This is a genomic window from Streptomyces sp. NPDC000348 (genome assembly GCF_042898795.1).
Taxonomy (GTDB): domain Bacteria; phylum Actinomycetota; class Actinomycetes; order Streptomycetales; family Streptomycetaceae; genus Streptomyces.
Genome location: NZ_JBIAZD010000001.1, coordinates 641537 through 662078, shown reverse-complemented (window position 1 = coordinate 662078; position 20542 = coordinate 641537). Strand labels below are relative to the sequence as shown.

Annotated in this window: 13 protein-coding genes; 8 read left to right on the top strand and 5 right to left on the bottom strand. The window is 73.7% G+C overall.

The features are described 5' to 3' along the window. Positions 1-256 precede the first annotated feature (256 nt). Entirely contained in the window at positions 257-1465 is a 1209-nt protein-coding gene (locus ACFY3N_RS03040; protein WP_390814893.1) for a nucleotide sugar dehydrogenase, read from the bottom strand. Positions 1466-1737: 272 nt separating this feature from the next. Here ACFY3N_RS03040 and ACFY3N_RS03035 point away from each other — a divergent pair, with 272 nt between their 5' ends. Continuing rightward, positions 1738-3444: a glycerol-3-phosphate dehydrogenase/oxidase gene (locus tag ACFY3N_RS03035; protein WP_390814892.1), complete on the top strand. Its 1707-nt coding sequence runs from the start codon at positions 1738-1740 to the stop codon at positions 3442-3444. 90 nt (positions 3445-3534) lie between these two features. Here the strand turns inward: ACFY3N_RS03035 and ACFY3N_RS03030 are convergent, their stop codons facing one another. Continuing rightward, positions 3535-4578 (bottom strand): serine hydrolase domain-containing protein, encoded by a 1044-nt coding sequence (locus tag ACFY3N_RS03030; protein WP_390814891.1) that lies wholly within the window; start codon positions 4576-4578, stop codon positions 3535-3537. 171 nt (positions 4579-4749) lie between these two features. Between ACFY3N_RS03030 and ACFY3N_RS03025 the strand changes: the two genes are divergently transcribed. The 6 genes from ACFY3N_RS03025 (at position 4750) to ACFY3N_RS03000 (ending at position 16115) form a co-directional block, all read left to right on the top strand. Then, the gene (locus ACFY3N_RS03025; RefSeq protein WP_390814890.1) at positions 4750-6786 is read left to right on the top strand and encodes a protein kinase; all 2037 of its coding nucleotides are present in this window, start codon (positions 4750-4752) and stop codon (positions 6784-6786) included. A 153-nt stretch (positions 6787-6939) separates the two neighbouring features. Continuing rightward, the gene (locus ACFY3N_RS03020; RefSeq protein ID WP_390814889.1) at positions 6940-9492 is read left to right on the top strand and encodes a protein kinase; all 2553 of its coding nucleotides are present in this window, start codon (positions 6940-6942) and stop codon (positions 9490-9492) included. Between the two features lie 159 nt (positions 9493-9651). Continuing rightward, entirely contained in the window at positions 9652-11298 is a 1647-nt protein-coding gene (locus tag ACFY3N_RS03015) for a serine/threonine-protein kinase (protein WP_390814888.1), read from the top strand. Between the two features lie 82 nt (positions 11299-11380). Continuing rightward, on the top strand, positions 11381-12592 hold the full coding sequence (locus ACFY3N_RS03010; protein ID WP_390814887.1) for a serine/threonine-protein kinase: 1212 nt from the start codon (positions 11381-11383) through the stop codon (positions 12590-12592). A gap of 80 nt (positions 12593-12672) precedes the next feature. After that, positions 12673-14370 carry a serine/threonine-protein kinase gene (locus ACFY3N_RS03005; protein WP_390814886.1) on the top strand — a complete coding sequence of 566 codons (1698 nt, stop codon included), beginning with the start codon at positions 12673-12675 and terminating at the stop codon, positions 14368-14370. A 131-nt stretch (positions 14371-14501) separates the two neighbouring features. Continuing rightward, positions 14502-16115 carry a succinic semialdehyde dehydrogenase gene (locus ACFY3N_RS03000; RefSeq protein WP_390814885.1) on the top strand — a complete coding sequence of 538 codons (1614 nt, stop codon included), beginning with the start codon at positions 14502-14504 and terminating at the stop codon, positions 16113-16115. Between the two features lie 63 nt (positions 16116-16178). Here the strand turns inward: ACFY3N_RS03000 and ACFY3N_RS02995 are convergent, their stop codons facing one another. Further along, the gene (locus ACFY3N_RS02995; RefSeq protein WP_390815032.1) at positions 16179-16304 is read right to left on the bottom strand and encodes a 50S ribosomal protein L32; all 126 of its coding nucleotides are present in this window, start codon (positions 16302-16304) and stop codon (positions 16179-16181) included. Here ACFY3N_RS02995 and ACFY3N_RS02990 point away from each other — a divergent pair. Next, a complete protein-coding gene (locus tag ACFY3N_RS02990; protein ID WP_390815031.1) occupies positions 16274-18001 on the top strand; it encodes a GMC oxidoreductase in 1728 nt (575 codons plus the stop codon). The two genes, ACFY3N_RS02995 and ACFY3N_RS02990, sit on opposite strands and share 31 nt — an antisense overlap. Before the next feature lie 84 nt (positions 18002-18085). Here ACFY3N_RS02990 and ACFY3N_RS02985 read toward each other — a convergent pair whose 3' ends face one another. Beyond that, a complete protein-coding gene (locus tag ACFY3N_RS02985; RefSeq protein WP_390814884.1) occupies positions 18086-19153 on the bottom strand; it encodes an LAETG motif-containing sortase-dependent surface protein in 1068 nt (355 codons plus the stop codon). A 771-nt stretch (positions 19154-19924) separates the two neighbouring features. Next, positions 19925-20221, bottom strand: a complete 297-nt coding sequence (locus ACFY3N_RS02980) for a chorismate mutase (protein ID WP_390814883.1) — start codon at positions 20219-20221, stop codon at positions 19925-19927. Positions 20222-20542: the final 321 nt, after the last annotated feature.

Genomic DNA, 20542 nt, shown 5'->3' with positions numbered 1-20542 from the left:
TGGGCCGTCACCGCAAGCACACCGCCTGGGACCGTATCCGTCTGCGGATGGTGAAGTTCCGGAGGAGGTGCATCTTGTGGATTTACGGGAAGTGAGCGGCCACCCCTAGGAGAAATGGGGGTGGACACTCCGTTCACATCTCAGGAGCCTGCCGCAGTGCCCTCTGCGGTGGGCTCCACCTGTTTTCTACCGTACCCGCGGGGCGCCCCGCCCACCACCAACCCCCGTGGCACGGGCGGCACCCGCGCGCCCCCTCTCACAACCGGTGCGCCGCCCCCGTGGGAGTGGCCCCCCGCGTGTCCAGCAGCAGCTGGGCCTTCACCGACAGGCCCTGGAGGTCGTACGTGCGGTGCTGCTGGAGCAGGATCGTCAGGTCGGCGTCGGCGGCGGCCTCGTAGAGGGAGTCCGCGCGGGGGACGGGCCGGTCGAGGACGTTCCAGGACGGTACGTGCGGGTCGTGGTAGCTGACGGAGGCGCCCAGCTCCATCAGCCGGACGGCGATCTCCTGGGCCGGGGAGCTCTGCTGGTCGGCGAGGTCGGGCTTGTAGGTGACGCCGAGGAGGAGCACCCGCGCGCCGCGCGCGGACTTGCCGTGCTCGTTCAGGAGGGCGGCGGCGCGCTGCACGACGTAGCGCGGCATGCGGCCGTTGACCTCCTGGGCGAGTTCCGCCATGCGCAGGGTGCGGCCCGCGTGGGCGGTCAGGTCCTGGGGGACGGCGTGGCCGCCGACGCCGGGGCCGGGGCGGAACGCCTGGAAGCCGAAGGGTTTGGTCTCCGCGCAGCGCAGGACGTCCCACAGGTCGATGCCCAGGTCGTGGCAGAGGGTCGCCATCTCGTTGACGAGGGCGATGTTGACGTGCCGGAAGTTGGTCTCCAGGAGCTGCACGGTCTCCGCCTCGCGCAGGCCGCGCGCGCGTACGACCTTGTCGGTGATGCGTCCGTAGAAGGCGGCGGCCGACTCGGTGCAGGCGGGGGAGAGGCCGCCGATGACCTTGGGGGTGTTGGCGGGGGTGTGGTCGCGGTTGCCCGGGTCGACCCGGCTGGGGGAGTAGGCGAGGTGGAAATCGTGTCCCGCGCGCAGACCCGACACCGACTCGAGCAGGCGCAGCAGGGGTCCCTCCGTCGTCCCCGGGGGCACGGGGGACTCGAGGATCACCGTGGTGTGCGGGCGCAGCCGCGCGGCGAGGGTGCGGGCGGCCGTCTCCACCTGGCCCAGGTTCAGGCCGCCGTCCGCGCCGCGCGGCGTCGGTGCGCAGATGACCGCGGTGCGCACCCGGCCGAGCTCGGCGGCGTTGGCGGTCGTCCGGAAACCCTGCGCGAGCATGCGGCGCTGTTCGGCGGCGCTGAGGGAGCCCTCCTCGGGACCGGTCCGGTAACCGATGGTGGAGATGCCGGCGGCGACGGCGGCCTGGGCCAGGGGCAGGCCGTACGGGCCGAGTCCGATGACGGCGAGATCTGCGGGCATGGCGTGGGCCGTCCTTCCCAATAACCGGAGTGCGACAGGTGCGCAAGCCCTGTGGACCGGGCAGGCGCGCGCAATGTCAGACTAGGAGTAAATATGACCGATATGTGGGATTGGTCGGCCGAGTTTCGGTGAGTCGTTCCGCCGGGTTGTCCACAGGCTGGGGGCCGTGGTGGCTGAAGTCGGGCAAGCCGGTCAGAATCTGGGCATGAGGGTGGGGGACCGGGCTTCGCCCGACGGGTGCGGCCGATGCGACCGATGAGCGGGAGGCAGCGGTGAGGACAGCGACACTGGGGCCGGAGCAGCGTGCCGGAGCACTCGCGTCCATGGCCGAGCACGAGCTGGACGTGCTGGTGGTGGGCGGCGGCGTGGTCGGTGCGGGTACGGCCCTCGACGCCGCGACGCGCGGTCTGTCCACGGGCCTGGTCGAGGCGCGCGACTGGGCGTCGGGCACGTCCAGCCGGTCCAGCAAACTGATCCACGGTGGCCTGCGCTACCTGGAGATGCTCGACTTCGTGCTCGTCCGGGAGGCGTTGAAGGAGCGCGGCCTGCTGCTGGAAAGGCTCGCTCCGCATCTGGTGCGCCCGGTTCCGTTCCTGTACCCACTGCAGCACAAGGGCTGGGAGCGGTGGTACGCCGGAGCGGGTGTCGCGCTGTACGACACCATGGCGACGGCCCGGGCGCACGGGCGCGGCCTGCGCACGCACCGTCACCTGACCCGCCGTCACGCCTTGCGGGTGGCACCCTGCTTGAAGAAGGACGCGCTGGTCGGAGCCCTCCAGTACTACGACGCCCAGGTGGACGACGCCCGGTTCGTGGCGACGCTGGTGCGCACGGCGGCGGCGTACGGGGCGAAAGCCGCCAACCGTGCGCGGGTCACGGGATTCCTGCGCGAGGGCGAACGCGTCGTGGGCGCCCGGGTGCAGGACGTCGACGGCGGTGGCGAGTACGAGGTCCGCGCCAAGCAGGTCGTCAACGCCACCGGGGTGTGGACCGACGACACGCAGGCGATGGTCGGCGAACGCGGCCAGTTCCACGTGCGGGCCTCAAAGGGCATCCACCTGGTCGTCCCCAAGGACCGCATCCACTCCACGTCCGGGCTCATCCTGCGCACCGAGAAGTCCGTGCTGTTCGTCATACCCTGGGGCCGGCACTGGATCGTGGGCACCACGGACACCGACTGGGACCTCGACAAGGCGCACCCGGCCGCGTCCAGCGCGGACATCGACTACCTGCTGGAACACGTGAACTCGGTGCTCGCGGTGCCGCTGACGCGGGACGACGTGGAGGGCGTGTACGCCGGTCTGCGGCCACTGCTCGCCGGTGAGTCGGACGCCACGAGCAAGCTGTCCCGGGAGCACACCGTGGCGCATCCCGTGCCCGGGCTCGTCGTGGTGGCGGGCGGCAAGTACACGACGTACCGGGTCATGGCCAAGGACGCGGTGGACGCGGCGGTGCACGGACTCGATGTGCGCGTCGCCGAGTGCGTGACCGAGGAGACGCCGCTGGTGGGCGCCGAGGGCTACCACGCGCTGTGGAACGCGCGTGCGCGGACAGCCGCGCGCACGGGGCTGCACACGGCACGGGTGGAGCACCTGCTGCAGCGGTACGGCGCGTTGGCGGAGGAGGTCCTGGACCTCATCGCCGCGGACCCCTCGCTGGGCGAGCCGCTCCGGGCGGCCGACGACTATCTGCGTGCCGAGATCGCCTACGCCGCCTCGCACGAGGGCGCACGGCATCTGGACGACGTGCTGACCCGGCGCACCCGCATCTCGATCGAGACGTTCGACCGGGGGACGCGCAGCGCCCGCGAGGCCGCCGAGCTGATGGCGCCGGTGCTGGGCTGGGACAGGGACCAGGTCGAGCGCGAGGTGGAGCACTACGAGAAGCGGGTGGAGGCCGAGCGGGAGTCGCAGCGGCAGCCCGACGACCTGACGGCCGACGCGGCGCGGCTGGGGGCGCCGGACATCGTGCCGTTGTAGCCGCCGTAGTGGTGGTCGCGTCGCGGGCCACCGGCCTGAATCACTCGAACGGGTGGCGGGATCCGGGATCTTCGTTCGGAACCCGTCCGTTCAGGAAGTGCGAGGGCAGAACTCGGCCGCGAGCACCGCGGGTTCGAGACCGGGATCCGCTATCGAATCCGTGTTCACGCGGAAGGTGAGGACACGCCGGCCGTCGACCGTGGCCGCGGCGCGCACGTAGCTGCCGGAGATGCGTCCGTTGTGCCCCCACACCGTGATGCCGCACGGAAGCGTCACGGGAAACAGGCCCATGCCGTACGAGCCGTGTGCGGTGCGGGTGTCGAGCATCTCGCGCAGCCGGCGCGGGGGCAGCAGTTCACCGCCGAGCAGGGCCCCGTAGAAGCGGTCCAGGTCGGCGAGCGTGGTCACCAACTCGCCCGCGGCGCCGGCCACCCGCGGGTCGAGCCGGGTGACGTCGGTTCCGTCGACCGTGTAGGAGCGGCCGTGCGGCGAGGGCAGAGAGGTCCGGGAACCGGGGAAGGAGGTGTTCCTCAGGCGCAGTGGAGCGATGACGCGGCGTTCGGCCTCGGCGGCGTACGGGCGGCCGGTGACCTGTTCGACGACCAGGCCGAGCAGGACGTAGTTGGTGTTGGAGTAGGAGAAGCGGCCAGGGCCGGCCGGGGGGTGGGTGAGCGCGATGCGTACGGCCTGAAGGGGAGTGACCGGTACGGTGCCCCGTGTGTCGGTGGAGAAGTCGTGGAGGCCGCTGGTGTGGGTGAGCAGGGAACGCAGGGTCAGCGCGCGGCCGTCGTTGCCCGCTCCCCGCACCAGGCCGGGCAGATGCTCCTCCACGGTGTCGGACAGCGACAGGCGGCCCTCGTCGGCGAGTTGCAGGACGACCGTGGCGACGAACGTCTTGGTGATGCTGCCGGCGCGGAAGTGGTCGGCGCGCTCGATACCCTCACCGGCGGCGGTGTAGCGGGCGCCGGTCTCCTCCAGGGCCAGCAGGGCCGCGGCGGGGGCGCCGCCCCGCGTGACCAGGAGCGGAAGGAGCGTGTCCGTGGGCGGGACGGCCCCGGCCGGACAGGCGGTCGAGGCCAGGAGGAGCAGGGCCAGGGACACGGGAACGGCCAGTAGCGTCCGAAGCGGCGGCATCCCGGCTCCTCCCATGTCGGAGGCCCATCATGCAGGTCAGGGGAAGGCGTCCGTCACCCGGGTGCCGTGCGCGAGGGGCCCGGTGAGCGGCCAGAGGCACCCTGGGCGTCGACCACTTGTCGGGTGAGGGACAATGAAGGCTCTGTCAGGGCGGGTTGCATGAGGGGACGCATGTCGGAGGCGGAGCGGGCGGGGACATCCCGTCAGGACAAGAGCGCACGTCTCCTCGCCGGGCGGTACCGGCTGGGAGACGTGCTCGGCCGCGGCGGCATGGGCACGGTGTGGCGGGCCCAGGACGAGACCCTGGGGCGGACCGTCGCCGTCAAGGAGCTCCGCTTCCCGTCGAACATCGACGAGGAGGAGAAGCGGCGGCTGATCACACGGACCCTGCGCGAGGCCAAGGCGATCGCGCGGATCCGCAACAACAGCGCCGTGACCGTCTTCGACGTGGTCGAGGAGGACGACCGGCCCTGGATCGTGATGGAACTCGTCGAGGGCAAGTCGCTCGCCGAGGCCATCCGGGAGGACGGCCTGCTGGAGCCGCGGCGCGCGGCGGAGGTCGGCCTCGCCATCCTGGACGTCCTGCGCTCCGCGCACCGCGAGGGCATCCTGCACCGTGACGTGAAGCCGTCGAACGTGCTGATCGCCGAGGACGGCCGGGTCGTGCTCACGGACTTCGGCATCGCCCAGGTCGAGGGCGATCCGTCCATCACCTCGACCGGCATGCTGGTCGGCGCCCCCTCCTACATCTCCCCGGAGCGCGCCCGCGGGCACAAGCCGGGGCCGGCGGCCGACCTGTGGTCGCTCGGCGGGCTGCTGTACGCGGCGGTGGAGGGCACTCCGCCGTACGACAAGGGGTCCGCGATCGCGACGCTCACGGCGGTGATGACCGAGCCGCTCGAGGAGCCGAAGAACGCGGGACCGCTCAGGGACGTCATCTACGGGCTGCTCACCAAGGACCCCGCCCAGCGGCTCGACGACAGCGGCGCCCGGGCCATGCTGAACGCGGTCATCAACGCGCCCGCGCCCAAGGAGGCCGGGGAACCGGCGGACGCGACGAAGGTCGTGCCGCTGCCCGAGCAGCCGGACGCCGGAGGCAGGCGCGGCGAGGAGGCCGGGGAGAAGCTGCGGGGCGCGTTGCGTTCCGTGCGGAAGGCGGCGGTGGCGGCCGGCTCGGCCGGTGCCGCCGCGGCGGCCCGCGCCAAGTCCGGCAGCGGCGGCGCCGAACCGGCCGCGGGAACCAGGGGCACGCAGGCGGGTGCCTCCGGGGCGCGCCCCGGCGTGGCATCGCCCTCCGCCCCCGCCGCGAAGCCGGCCCAGGCGTTCGGCTCGGGTGCGCAGGGCGCCGCGGGGCAGAAGCCGGCCGCCGGTGGCCGTAGTTCGGGCTGGCCGGTGATGACGCCGCCGGATCTGCCGGCGAGGGCCGTGCCGCGGGCTCCGCTCACCGATGTGGTGCCGCGGCGGACCCTGGTCATCATCGTGGTGGTCGTGGTGCTCGCCGTGATCGGCACCGTGCTGGCCCTCACGCTCGGCGGCGACGAGGGCGACAAGGGAACCGGGGGCAGTGGCGGGACCGTCGCCGGCGGCACCCCGAGTGCCGACACCAAGGGCGACGAGAGCGACGGCACCCGCACCGACGGCACGGCGACCGAGTCGGCGGACACGGGAGCGGGAGAGGGTTCGGCGACCGCCACCGCCGGCGCCGGCGGATCGTCCGGGACCGAGGACGAGGACGAGGACGAAGCCGAGGAAGAGGAAGCGGACGGCGGCGGTACACCGGCGGCGGAGACGTACCGCGGGAACCAGGGGTACTCGATCGGGCTGCCCGAGGGGTGGAAGTACCGGTCGACGGGTACCGCCGGGGACCGGTTCACCGGGCCGAACGGGCAGAAGCTGCTCATCGGCTGGACGACCACGCCGAAGGACGACCCGGTCGCGGACTGGAAGAACCAGGAACGGGCCATGGTGCGCGCCCAGTACCAGCGCATCCGCATCGAGGCGGTGGAATACCGCGGCTGGAACACGGCCGACTGGGAGTTCACCTATGTGGAGAGCGGGACCAAGTACCGTTCCATCGACCGGGGGACCGTCGTCGGCGACCGGCTCGGGTACGGGCTGATGTACACCGCCAAGGCCGCCGACTGGGGCAGCGATCAGCGCAAGGACACCTGGCGGACGCTGACCGAAACGTTCCAGCCGAAGTCCTGAGCATGACCGGCCCGCGGAATGGGGAGTCAGATGTGGCATCCCCGCTCTGCGGGTCGCCTCCGGCACGTATCGTGAATGCCTGCGGACCGTACGCAGCCGGAACGGCCCGCCGGGTGAACGGAACCGATCGACCGTAGTGCCGGGGGAGGCAACGTGGACGACTACGCGGGACGGGTTCTCGCCGACCGCTACCGCCTGCCGCTGCCGCCCTCCGACGAGTACGAACTGACCGAGACCCGCGCCTTCGACACCTACAGCGGGCAGGAAGTCCTGGTCCGGCAGGTCCCGTTGCCGGAGGTCGTCGAGGCCGAGGTGCTGGACGCGGAAGGGCTGCCCGACGGTTTCACCGCCCGTGACGGGGGTGCGCGGCGGGGCGGGCCCGCGCGCGGGGGCACGCGGCGGCCCGCCGACCCGGTCGTGCGGCGCGCGGTCGAGGCCGCGCAGGCGGCGGCCGCCATCCCCGACCACCCGCGCCTGGACCAGGTCTTCGACGTGTTCGCGGAGGGCGGTTCGCTGTGGATAGTCAGTGAACTCGTGCCCGCGCGTCCGCTCGCCGCCCTGCTCGCCGAGAAGCCGCTGTCCCCGTACCGGGCGGCGGAGGTCGCCTCCGACGTCCTGACCGCGCTGCGGGTACTGCACTCCCACGGCTGGGTGCACCGCAACATCACCGCGCGCACGGTGCTCGTCTGCGACGACGGCCGGGTGATGCTGACCGGTCTCGCGGTCGGTGCGGCGGAGGAGGCGCTGTGCGGGTACGACCCGGTGCCCCCTCCGGACGAGGAGCCGGGGGAGGCGGCGGGGACGCTCGAGGCCCTGGGGCCGGTGCCGTCCGCGGGCACGCCGGAAGCCGGGCGCGGCCCGTCCTGGCCGCCCGGGTTCACCGCCGGCCCCGACCCCGACCCCGATGCCGCGCGCCGGGCCGCCATCGAGGCACGGGCCGGCCGGATGTCCGGCGGCGGGGCGGACACGGCGGGCGGTCTCTCGCCCGTGGCGGCCCCCAAGGCCCTCGACAGCGCGGGCGACGTGCGGGCGGCCCGCGCGGGGGCGATCGCCGCGTACCGGGCGGGCACCCGCGCCGCGGCCCGGGTGCAGGAGGCCCAGCAGAACGGCCGTGCCGCCCTGCCCGGCGCCCGGCCCGCCCCCGAGGACGGCCACCCGGCCCCCGCCCCCCGGCCCGGCGACGGCTCCGCGCAGCCGCCGTACGTCACCCGGCCCGACGACGAGGACGAGGGCACGGCCGCCGCCGCGGTCCCGCCGGGACAGATAGCCGACCCCTACGGTGTGGGCGCCACCGGCCGGTACGGGGCCGGGCCCCGCACGGGCGGCGGCAGCGGACGCACCGCCCCCGGCACATCCGAGGCCCCCACCGCCCTCGAGCCGGCGGCCGCCGCCGCCCCGCCCGCACGCTGGGACGACCTGGCGGCACACGCCCCCGCGCGCCGCGGCCCGGCCACCGCGCTGGCCGCCGAGCGGGCGCGGCAGGCGCGCATGGCCGTCATCGGCCCCGTGACCGAGCGGTGGGCGCCGGAGCAGGCCGGCCCCGTGCACGAGAACTGGCAGCTCGCCGCCCCGATCGGCCCCGCCACCGACCTCTGGGCGCTGGGCTCCCTGCTGTTCCGGGCCGTCCAGGGACACGCGCCCTACCCGGAGGAGTCGACGGCCGAGCTGGTGCAGATGGTGTGCGCCGAGCCGCCCGCGTTCGCCGAGGAGTGCGGGCCGCTGCGGCCGGTCGTGGAGTCGCTGCTGCGTCAGGACCCCACCGAGCGGCTCGACTTCGAGGAGCTGCGCGGCTGGCTGCGTTCGCTGGTGAGGTCGGCGCCCGAGCCCGAGGCGGGTGTGCACGTCATAGCGGCTCCCCCCGTGGACACGAGCCGGCTGCCCGTCATACGGCGCCGGGGCGAGCTGGTGCGCAGGCGCCGCGCCGGGCTCCCCGCGCACCACGGGCGGCACAAGCGGGCCAGACAGGACGCCGGTTCCCCGCGCCGGCTCGGCCGGACCCTGCTTCTGCTGGTGCTGCTCGCCATGGCGGCGGCGATCACGTACGCCATGCTGTTCATGCCGAAGTCCGGTGAGGATGTGTCGGGTTCGGCCGACCGCACCGGAGCCGCCGGTGAGGTGAGCCCCGCACCGAGCCCGCCGGAGGCCGGCGGGGAGCCGGACGGCGGGAAGAACTCACCCGATCCGGAGGGAAGTTCGCAGGACGGCCCCGGGGAGTCGGCGGCCTCCACCGAGACGCAGACCACCGGCCCCGAGGTCGCCGACGGCTTCATCCTGGCCAAGGACCCGGAGGGCTTCCGGGTCGCCGTCGCCGAGGGCTGGCAGCGCACCGCGAAGAACGGCAGCGGCCAGGTCGTCTACGCGAGCGGCGACTTCGAGCTCATCGTCGTACCGGGCCGGGACAGCGCGCAGAGGTACGGCAGCGACCCCATGGCCTACCAGCGGGACGACGAGCGCGAACTCCAGCCCTACCGCGACTCCAGCTGGGCCACCTCCACCGGTCTGAAGACCATCGAGGTGGGCGGGCGGACCATGGCCGAGGGCCAGTTCACCTGGACCGGCGACGGCGGCGAGCTGTACATCCGCAACCTCGCGGCGCTGATCGACGGCCGCTACCACGTGGTGCAGGTACGCGGGCCGGAGGCCGAACGGGACGAGGTGACACGGCTCTACGAGCAGGCGGCGGCGACCTACCGGTTCACCGGCTGAACCACCGACTCCACGCAGTCACGGGGATTTTGGTTGCCTCCCACCCCATACAGCGACAACTGTCACAGTGCGGTCTCCATGGCACCCCCTCGGTTCCCAGGAGGGGCCGGGATACTTACGCTGACCCTGTCAAGACCATTGCGGGGCAACGTGAATCAGATGCAGGGCTCGCTCGTCGCGGGCCGCTACCGGCTCGGCGAATCCATCGGGAGCGGTGGCATGGGCCGGGTGTGGCGCGCCCACGACGAGGTGCTGCACCGGGCCGTCGCCATCAAGGAACTGACCGCGGCGCTCTACGTCTCCGACAGCGAACAGGCCATGCTGCTGGCACGCACCCGCGCGGAGGCGCGGGCGGCCGCGCGGATCAACCACTCCGCCGTCGTCACGGTGCACGACGTGCTGGAGCACGACGGCCGGCCGTGGATCGTGATGGAGCTGGTCGAGGGCCATTCGCTGGCCGACGCGGTGAAGGAACGGGAGCGCGTCGACCCCCGCGAGGCAACGCGCATCGGCCTGTGGGTGCTGCGCGCACTGCGCGCCGCGCACACCGCCGGCGTGCTGCACCGCGACGTCAAGCCCGGCAACGTGCTCCTCGCCCGGGACGGCCGGGTGCTGCTCACCGACTTCGGCATCGCGCAGATCGACGGCGACACGGCCATCACCCGCACCGGTGAGGTCGTCGGTTCGGTCGACTACCTCGCGCCCGAGCGGGTCCGCGGCCACGACCCCGGCCCCTCCTCCGACCTGTGGGCGCTCGGCGCGACGCTGTACACGGCGGTGGAGGGCAGATCGCCGTTCCGCCGTACCTCACCGCTGACCACCATGCAGGCGGTCGTCGAGGAGGAGGCCGAGGAGCCCCGGCACGCCGGCCCGCTCGCGCCCGTCATCAGCGCACTCCTGCACAAGGATCCGGCCACCCGCCCCGACGCGGACCGGGCCGAGCAGATGCTCGCCGAGGCCGCCGAGGGACGCCGGCCGCCCGCGGCGCAGGAGTACGTGCCGACCCGGGCCGTCGACGCCCACGTGCCCCTGCCGTACGAGACCAGGCCGGAGGCGGTTCCGCAGGTCCCGCACCCCTCGTCGTACCCGCAGCACCCGCAGGGCGGTCCCACGGCCGTCCAGCAGTCGTACGGGCCCCCCGCCGCGGCCCCCCGCCGACGGGTGCGCGGACGGGTGGTCGCCCTGGTCGTCGCCCTGGCGGCGATCATCGGCGGGGGAACCGCGGTGCTGCTCCAGCAGGGCGACCGGGGCGGCACCACGGCCGGACCGTCCCCGACGGCCACCTCTACCTCCACGCCCGGCCCCACCGAGGCGGGGGAGACCGAGTCGCCGGGAGGCCTCCCGGAGGGTTGGGTCCGCCGCAGCGACCCCTACGGCTTCAGCATCGCCCTGCCCGGCGACGACTGGGAGCGCGTGGTCTTCGACGAGGCGACCCGGCAGGTCGACTACACGCCCGACGGCGGCGAGCACTTCATCCGCATCGCCGTCGACGACTCGCCCGACTTCGACGACCCGTACGAGCACCTGCGCGATCTGGACCAGCAGATAGGGCAGCGCCTGGTCGGCTACGAGCGGATCGTTCTGGACCGCCGCGTCTACCGGGACCGCGAGAGCGCCCGGCTGGAGTACGGCTGGACCGCGCTGGCCAAGGACACCGACTTCCCGGGGCCGCGCCGGGCGGTCGACCAGATGTACCTCTCGCGGAACGGCGTCGAGTACGCCCTCTACATGTCCGGGCCGGTCGAGGACTGGGCCACGACCAGCGGGCAGTTCGAGACGGTGCTGAAGGGGTGGCGCGAGCCCTGACGCCGGTGGCGGGGGCGGACGCGCGCCGCTTGGCCGAATCGCCGTACCGGAGGGGACACATCCGGTGGGGCATGATGGGCCCATGGGGACCGACGGGGAGGCCGAGAACGCGACCGCGAGGACCAACGGCCGTGTCATCGCTGGCCGTTACCGGGTGGAGGCGAGGCTCGGGCGTGGCGGCATGGGTGTGGTCTGGCGGGCAACCGACCAACTGCTCGGACGGGGTGTCGCCGTCAAGGAGCTCCCCCTGGACGAGACGCTCTCGGCGGCGGACGCCCGGCGCCACCGGGACCGCACCCTGCGCGAGGCGCGCGCCCTGGCGCAGTTGAGCCATCCGCACATCATCGTCGTCCACGACGTCGTCGAGGACGACGAACGCCCGTACATCGTCCTGGAGCTGATCGACGGCCCGTCCCTCGCCGACCGGGTCGCCGAGCAGGGCCCGGTCGACGCCGCGGAGGCCGCGCGGATCGGCATCGCCCTGCTCGGCGCGCTGCGCGCCGCCCACACGGCCGGTGTGCTGCACCGCGACCTCAAGCCCGCCAACGTCCTGCTGGAGAACGGCACCGGCCGGGTCGTCCTCACCGACTTCGGCATCGCCCGGCTGTCGGGCTCCACCACGCTCACCGAGACCGGCTCCTTCGTCGGCTCGCCCGAGTACACCGCCCCCGAGCGGATGTCCGGCGCCAGGACGGGACCGGAGTCCGACCTGTGGTCGCTGGGCGCGCTGCTGTGCACGGCGCTCAGCGGCGAGTCGCCGTTCCGGCGGGACTCCCTCGGCGGGGTCCTGCACGCCGTCGTGGTCGACGAGATCCGCCCGCCCGCCGAAGCGGGACCGATCCTTCCCGTGGTGCGCGGCCTGCTGGAGCGCGATCCCGACCGCCGGCTGGACGCGGACCGGGCCGAGCGGATGCTGCGGGCGTTCCGGGAGACGGGCCGCACGCCGGAGTCGGCGCCCCCCGGACTGCTGCCCCCGCACCGGGGCGCGCCCCGCCGGCGGCCCCCGGTGCGGCGGGAGGAGACGGGAGGGGGCACCGGGGCGCGTCCGGTCCGGCGGCAGCCCACGAGGGGCGCGCTCGTCGCGGCGCTGGCGGTCGCCGCGATGGCGGGAGCGGGGGTGTCCACGGCGGCGCTGCTCATGCAGGACCGGGGCGGCGACGGGGGCGGTACGCCGACGAGCACGGCGCCGGAGACACCCGCGAGCCAGTCGCCGTCCGGTTCCCCGGGTCCCTCGGACGGTCCCACGCCGACCGGTTCCCCGGTCCGGCCGGAGGGTCCCGTGGAGGGGAGCTGAGTTCCCGTCCGGGTCACGGGTCTGTGACCGGTCGGCATCCGTGGTGGATCCCCGGGGGCCCGGCGCGATAGGGATGGACCATGAGCAGCGACGGGGGAGCCCGCCACGGGGCCGACGAGCCAACCAGTTTTGGTCTGCGACCGCCGAACCCGAACCCGCCCACGGCCGTGCCGCACCCCGGCAACCCGTACGCGGTACCGACCCAGGTGGTTCCGCCGCGGACGCACGACCGTTCGCCGGACCGGACGCGGCACCAGCCGCCGCCCCCGGAACCCGCGTCCGACCCCGGCGCCGGCCGGCTGATCGCCGGCCGCTACCGGCTGCTCGCCAGGCTCGGACACGGCGGCATGGGCACGGTGTGGCGGGCCAAGGACGAGACCGTGGACCGCGAGGTCGCCGTCAAGGAGCCCCGCGTCCCGGACCACCTTCCCGAACGCGAACGCTCCAACGCCTTCGAGCGGATGCGCCGTGAGGCCCGCGCCGCCGCCCGGCTCGACCATCCCGCGGTGGTCGACGTCCATGACGTCGCGGTGGTCGACGGCCGGCCGTGGATCGTGATGGAACTGGTCCGGGGCCGTTCCCTGGGCGCCGTGCTGCAGGACGAGGGCACCCTGTCCGCGCGCGAGGCGGCCAGGATCGGCCTGGAGGTGCTCGGCGCGCTGGAGGACGCCCACGCGGCGGGCATCCTGCACCGCGACGTCAAACCGGACAACGTCCTGCTCGGCCGGCACGACCGGGTCGTCCTCACCGACTTCGGCATCGCCCGGATCGAGGGCGAGACCGATCTGACCGACACCGGTGGCTTCGTCGGTTCGCCCGAGTACATCGCCCCGGAACGGGTGCTGGGCCGGCGCCCCGGCCCCGCCTCCGACCTGTGGTCGCTCGGCGTGGTGCTCTACGCGGCGACGGAGGGCGTCTCGCCGTTCCGCCGCAGCAACACCCCCGCCACCCTCCAGGCGGTCCTCAACGCCACGCCGGCGCCGCCCGCCGCCGCGCGGGGCCCGCTGGCCGAGGTCATCACCGGGCTGCTGCAGAAGGACCCGGCGCGCCGTCCGGACGCCGCCCGGGTCCGCGCCGCACTGGAAACGGCCGCGAACCCGCCCGCCCCCCGGCCCACGCAGGGCGTTCGGTTCCCCGACGGAGAACCCGGCGGCAAGGGCGTCCGGATCGGCCGCAGGACGCTGACGGTGCTGGGCGCGGCGGTCGTCGCGGGAGCGGTGGCCGCGTACCTGGTGGTCGCGGACCCGTTCGCGGGGCCGCTGCCGGACGGCTGGAAGCGGCACGAGCTCCCGGCCAGGGTGGGCGCCGCCGTCGCGGTGCCGGCGGACTTCGTGGAGGACGAGCAGGCCGAGGACTCGGACGGGACCGTCGCCTCCTTCACCGACCCGAGCGGGCTGGTGCGGGTCGAGGTCGACCGCGACATCAAGGCCGAGGACGAGAACGGCGAGATCGAGGCCTCGGCCCCGGAACGGGCGTTCGCCCACTGGGAGGAGCTCAGGGACGGCGAGTACGGCTGGGACATCGCCGACACCCCGGCCCCGAAGGGCAGACCGCGCGAGACCACGTACCGGGACCGCGAGGCGGCCACGAACACCATCGTCTACACGACGACGACCGATCCGGCGCTGGTGCGCGAGGCACAGGTCGTGTACTACCGGAACGAGGACGGTGACATGTACCGGCTCTGGATCGTGTACCCGGGCAAGGGCTACTTCGCCGAGGACGGCCGGGAGATCGCCCGCACGGTCGTCGACTCCTGGGACATCCACCGGCTCTGAGCGGGACGATCTCCGCCAACGCGCTGATCAGGGGCTTTGTTGCCAGTGCCCACTGGCGCGATGGGCGAGCGGCGGGGGAATCCGTTACCGACGGGTACACAAAGTGTTCCCCCGGGCATACCCTGCGGCTCATGACGGACGCGCAGACCCGGGAAAAGACCGGCACCAACCCCCTCGCCCCCGCGCCGGCGGGTGCCCGCACCGCCGCCGACGTGGTCACGCCGGAGCTGGTCGCCCGGCTCACCAAGGGCGTGGCCGGCTCCGGCCGGACCGCCAACCACACGCCGTTCACCGGCGAGAAGCTGGCCGACCTGCCCGAGTCGACGCCCGAGGACGTCGAGAAGGCCTTCGAGGCGGCCCGCGCCGCCCAGGCCGTCTGGGCGCGGATTCCGGTCCGGGAGCGCGCCGCCGTCCTGCTGCGCTTCCACGACCTGGTGCTGAGCCGCCAGGCCGAGGTGCTCGACCTGATCCAGCTGGAGACCGGCAAGGCGCGGCTGCACGCCCACGAGGAGGTGCAGGCCGTCGCCGTCGCCGCCCGCCACTACGGCCGCCGGGCCGCCGCGTACCTGCGGCCCAAGCGGCACGCGGGCGCCCTGCCGGCCCTCACCAAGGTCACCGAACTGCGCCACCCGCGCGGTGTGGTGGGCCAGATCGCGCCCTGGAACTACCCCCTCGAACTCTCCGTCGGCGACGCCCTCCCGGCGTTCGTCGCGGGCAACGCGGTCGTGATGAAGCCCGACACGGAGACCTGCCTCACCGCGCTGTGGGCCCGTGACCTGCTGATCGAGGCCGGACTGCCCGCCGACGTCTTCCAGGTCGTCCTCGGCGAGGGCCCGGTCGTGGGCCCCGAGGTGGTCCGGCACGCCGACTACGTCTCCTTCACCGGCTCCACCCGCACCGGCCGCGAGGTCGCCCGGGGCGCCGCCGACCGCCTGGTCGGCGTCTCCCTCGAACTCGGCGGCAAGAACGCCATGCTGGTGCTGGAGGACGCCGACCTCGACAGGGCCGCCGCGGGCGCCGTCCGCGCCTGCTTCTCCTCCGCCGGCCAGCTGTGCATCTCCATCGAGCGGCTGTACGTCCACGAGTCGGTCGCGGACGCCTTCCTGGAGCGCTTCGCCGCCCGCACCAGGGCGATCCGCCTCGGCACCTCCCTCGCCTACGGCGCCGACATGGGCTCGCTGGTCGGCGAACGCCAGCTGGCCGCCGTCACCCGGCACGTCGACGACGCCGTCGCCAAGGGCGCCAAGGTGATCGCGGGCGGCACGGCCCGCCCGGACATCGGCCCCTACTTCTACGAGCCGACCATCCTCGACGGCGTCGAGGCCCCGATGAGCGTCTGCTCCGAGGAGACCTTCGGCCCGGTCGTCTCCGTCTACCGCTTCTCCTCCGACGACGAGGCGGTCGAACGCGCCAACTCCACCCCGTACGGCCTGAACTCCTCCGTCTGGACCGGGAACGCCCGGCGCGGCCGCGAGGTCGCCGCCCGGCTGCGCACCGGCACGGTGAACATCAACGAGGGGTACGCGCCCGCGTACGGCAGCGTCCAGTCGCCGATGGGCGGCATGAAGGACTCCGGGCTCGGCCGCCGGCACGGCTCCGAGGGCATCCTCAAGTACACCGAGGCCCAGACCGTCGCCCACCAGCGGCTGCTCCCGATGGCCCCTTCGCTCGGCATGGACGACGAGGCGTACGCCCGGTTCATGAGCACCGGTCTCCGCCTCATGAAGGCGCTCCGGTTCAGATGACCAGCCGCGGGGGCGCGGGGCCGCACCGGTATGCGGCCCCGCCGCGCGAGCGTGAGAAACCACCTACGACCCGCACGTGAACTCAACGAGGAGACCCCGTGCCTCAAGACGCTTATGACTACGACGTCCTCGTCGTCGGCTCCGGCTTCGGCGGCTCCGTGACCGCCCTCCGCCTGACGGAGAAGGGATACACCGTCGGCGTCCTCGAAGCCGGCCGCCGCTTCACCCGCGAAACCCTGCCCAGGAACTCCTGGGACCTGAAGAACTACCTCTGGGCGCCGAGGCTCGGCATGTACGGCATCCAGCGCATCCACCTGCTCGGCAACGTCATGGTGCTGGCCGGCGCGGGCGTCGGCGGCGGCTCGCTCAACTACGCCAACACCCTCTACGTACCGCCGAAGCCGTTCTTCGAGGACCCGCAGTGGGGGCACATCACCGACTGGCAGGAGGAGCTGGACCCGTACTACGACCAGGCCAGGCGCATGCTCGGCGTACGGCTCAACCCGACGACGACCCCGTCGGACGTGCACCTGAAGGCGGTGGCCGAGCGGATGGGCGTGGGCGAGAGCTTCCACATGGCCCCGGTCGGCGTCTTCTTCGGCGACGGCGAGGACGCCGACGGGAAGACGAGGGCGGAGCCGGGGCAGGAGGTGCCCGACCCGTACTTCGGCGGTGCGGGGCCGTCCCGCCGGGCCTGTGCCGAGTGCGGCGAGTGCATGACCGGCTGCCGGCACGGGGCGAAGAACACCCTCAACGAGAACTACCTCCACCTCGCCGAGAAGGCGGGCGCGGTCGTGCACCCCATGACGACGGCCGTGTCGGTCACGGAGGACTCGCGGGGCGGGTTCGCCGTCGCCACGCTCCCGACCGACGACCGCCGCAAGGGGAAGGGACGCACCTTCCGCGCCCGCCGGGTGGTGCTGGCGGCCGGCACCTACGGCACCCAGACGCTGCTGCACCGGATGAAGGCGGGCGGCCGGCTGCCGTACCTCTCGGACAGGCTGGGCGAGCTGACCCGCACCAACTCCGAGGCCCTCGTCGGCGCGCAGACCGACGACCGCCGCTACCGCAGGGCCACCGGCGCGCCGAAGGCCGACTTCACCCGCGGGGTGGCCATCACCTCGTCGATCCACCCGGACGAGAACACCCACATCGAGCCGGTCCGCTACGGCCGCGGCTCCAACGCGATGGGCGGGCTGTCCATCCTCCAGGTGCCGTACGCGGGCGGCGGCTCGGGCGCCGCCCGGGTGCTCGGCTGGCTGGGCAACGCGGCGAGGCACCCCTGGCTGCTCATGCGTTCGCTGTCCAACCGGCGCTGGTCGGAGCGGACCATCATCGGCCTGGTGATGCAGTCGCTGGACAACTCCCTCACGACGTACCTCAAGCCGTCCGGGGCCGGCCGCGGGCTGCTCACCGCCCGACAGGGGCACGGCGCCCCCAACCCCAAGCAGATCAAGGCGGCCACGGACGGCGCGTCGGCGCTGGCGGCCGAGATCAACGGCTTCGCCGGCTCCAACGTCGGCGAGCTGACGGGGATGCCGCTGACCGCCCACTTCCTGGGCGGCTGCCCGATCGGCGCCTCCCGCGAGACCGGTGTGATCGACCCGTACCACCGTCTCTACGGCCACCCCGGCATCTCGGTCGTGGACGGGGCGGCGGTCTCGGCGAACCTGGGCGTCAACCCCTCCCTGACCATCACGGCGCAGGCCGAGCGGGCGATGTCGTACTGGCCCAACAAGGGCGAGACCGATCCGCGCCCCGCGCAGGGGGAGGCGTACCGGCGCCTGGAGCCGGTCGAGCCGAAGTCCCCGGCGGTCCCGGCGGAGGCGTTCGGCGCGCTGCGGCTGCCGTTCCTGGGGATGCCGGCGGTGCCGCCGAAGAAGTAAAGGGAAAAGGACCTGTGCCCCCCTCCGAGCTCAGGTCCTTTTCCCTTGTCCGGGTGGTGCCGCACGGGGTGCGGCCGGGTGGCGTTACGCCTCCGGACCGGTCTTGCGCCGGCGCACCACGAACACCGCACCGGCGCCGACCACGACGGCGGCGCCGCCGACCAGGCCGATCACCGGAAGGGCGGAGCTCGAACCGGTCTCGGCGAGGCTGCCGGTGACCTCGACGGCCTTCACCTCGTCGAGCGCGACCTTGCCGCCGGTCTGCGGCTCGGCGTCGTTCGGCTCACCGGGGTCGGAGCCGGCGGCCAGGATGTCGAAGAAGTAGATCCAGCCGTCGGAGTCGTCGGCCACCCAGCAGCCCTCGTCGTCCGCGTACTCGGCGAAACCGCCGGTGATGCCGAGCGCGTCGGGCACCGTACCGCTGACGCTCAGCCGCAGCTGGTACGAGACCGACTGGCCGGCACCGAGCGAGAACGCGGCGAACGTGCCGCCCTCACCGGCGGCGTCCGCGAGGGTGTTCCACGTTCCGGCGGCCCTGTCGAAGACCTGGACCGTGATCCGCCCGGAGTAGTCCTTCTCGTCCCAGCCGAGGGCCGCGACGCCGATCAGCGGCTTGATGTCCTCGATCTCGTCGTCGCCGCGGTTGGACACGTCGAACGAGAACGCCGTCCAGCCGCTGCCGGCGACGATCGTCTCGGGCAGCCCCGACAGACCGCTGCGCAGGTCGGCGCTGAGCTCGGCCGTGCTGTTGCCCTCGTCGTCGGTGCACAGCTCGACGTCGTCCTCCGCGGGCGCGCTCCCGCTGGGCGACGGGGTGCCGGTCGGCGAGCCCGTGGCCGTGGCCGACGCGCTCGCACCGGACAAGGGGGTGGTGTCCTCCCCGGCCGGGGTGCTCGCCTCGTCGGTGGCGGGGCTGCTCGGGTCCTGCTCGGCCGGGCTGCTCGGGTTCTGCTCGGCCGGGCTGCTCGTGGCGTCGGTGGGGGAGCCGGTGTCCGTCGCGCCGGTGTCCGGGGTCTCGGCCGCGGTGCTCTGCTCGGCCGCCGGGCCGGTCGGCGTCTCGTCGGACGCGAACGCAGCCGGGGCCGAGAGCAGGGCCAGCGGCGCTATGACGGCCGTCGCGGCCGCCGTGGCCATGGCACGGCGAAGCTTCATGAAGACCTCGGTGAATCCGGTGTACCGCTCGGGCGCGGTACGGGGTGGGAGACGCCTCCGGGTGGGGCGTCACGGCTGCGGTCCGTGAGGATGCAGTGAGTTCGATCAACCAGCCCCGTGGATGGTTGTCCCGGCCCTCACGGAATTCTTATGTGAGGTGGATCACAGGTGGGGGGTGATCGTCGGCGGCGTACGCTCGGCCGCCCACGACCGCCGCCGGGAGGAGGCCCTCGACTCCGTGACCGAACGCACGTCCGAAGAGCGTGGCCCGGAGTCCTCGTTCCTTCCCGATGACGTCTGGGAGAGGTCCGTCCGGGACGGTGAGCGCGACATCCGTGCCTCCGCCTCCAAGGAGCCGTCGGCGCGGGCGCGCATGGTGGCCGAGCGGCTGTGGGCCATGGACGAGGCGCAGGCCGCCGGGACGGCCGCCGGCGGAGGACGACGCGGGCTGCGGCGTCGTCCCCCGCACCTGAGGCGTACGGCGGGTTCCCGCCGGCCGGTCCCGGGCGTCCCCGGGACCGGCCGCCCTCCGGGTGACCGGGCCGCTGTCCCCTGCCGTCCGGTCACCTGCCCGGGGCGAGGTCCCGCGGCGGAGCCGCACGCCTCATCGCTCCGGCGGGCCACGCGTGGTGCTCCCGGGCCCGCCCCCGGCCGGCGCGGACACCGGTACCGGCGAAGCGGTTCCCCCACCGGTCACGCACCGCGCGGGTGCGGGACGCCGCGGCCGTGCGGGTGCGGGACGACGCGTACGTCCGTACCGCGCACGCGGCGTCAGATCCTGCCGCGGCACAGCTCCAGCAGGGTCATCGCGAGCGTGGTGCCCGGCTTGCCCAGGGCGTCCCGGTAGGTGGCGAGGACCTCCATCTCGCGGGACAGGTTCACCCGCCGCCCGCCGGAGGCGATCCGTTCCTTCTGGATGACGGCCGACACGGCCATCCGTTCCTGCACCAGACCGATGATCCGGTCGTCGAGCGCGTCGATCCGCTCGCGGGCGCCGGTGATCAGCGCGGCGGCCTCGGTGGTGCGGGCGCCGGTCTTCTCGGTCGACTCCGTCGTGGTGGCGGTCATGCCGGGGCTCCTCGTGGGTGGGTGCGGTGCCCCGGAGCGGCGAGGTCCGGAGGAAAACGCCAGGCGCCCCGGACCTTGTCGGCCCGGGGCGCCTGGGAAGTCGCTTGTCAGTTGCTCAAGCAGCACGACCATGGCAGCCGGTGGGCCGGTTGCCATAGGTAAAGAGGAAGGTCGGGTGCGTGAGCATGGGGCAAGTATGCCCGGACGGCCGTGGCCGTCCAACACCGATCGCATGGTGAGACGGGGCCCGGCGGGGCCGCCGTCCCGGTCCGGGACGTGTTCCGCCGCCACCTCGGTAGAATCGGGAGGCACAAGACCCCC

Coding starts and splice junctions, on each gene's coding strand:
- ACFY3N_RS03025 (WP_390814890.1), top strand. CDS start 4,750: ATGTCGGAGGCGGAGCGGGCGGGGACATCCCGTCAGGACAAGAGCGCA.
- ACFY3N_RS03000 (WP_390814885.1), top strand. CDS start 14,502: ATGACGGACGCGCAGACCCGGGAAAAGACCGGCACCAACCCCCTCGCC.
- ACFY3N_RS03015 (WP_390814888.1), top strand. CDS start 9,652: ATGCAGGGCTCGCTCGTCGCGGGCCGCTACCGGCTCGGCGAATCCATC.
- ACFY3N_RS03010 (WP_390814887.1), top strand. CDS start 11,381: ATGGGGACCGACGGGGAGGCCGAGAACGCGACCGCGAGGACCAACGGC.
- ACFY3N_RS03030 (WP_390814891.1), bottom strand. CDS start 4,578: ATGCCGCCGCTTCGGACGCTACTGGCCGTTCCCGTGTCCCTGGCCCTG.
- ACFY3N_RS03005 (WP_390814886.1), top strand. CDS start 12,673: ATGAGCAGCGACGGGGGAGCCCGCCACGGGGCCGACGAGCCAACCAGT.
- ACFY3N_RS03040 (WP_390814893.1), bottom strand. CDS start 1,465: ATGCCCGCAGATCTCGCCGTCATCGGACTCGGCCCGTACGGCCTGCCC.
- ACFY3N_RS02985 (WP_390814884.1), bottom strand. CDS start 19,153: ATGAAGCTTCGCCGTGCCATGGCCACGGCGGCCGCGACGGCCGTCATA.
- ACFY3N_RS02980 (WP_390814883.1), bottom strand. CDS start 20,221: ATGACCGCCACCACGACGGAGTCGACCGAGAAGACCGGCGCCCGCACC.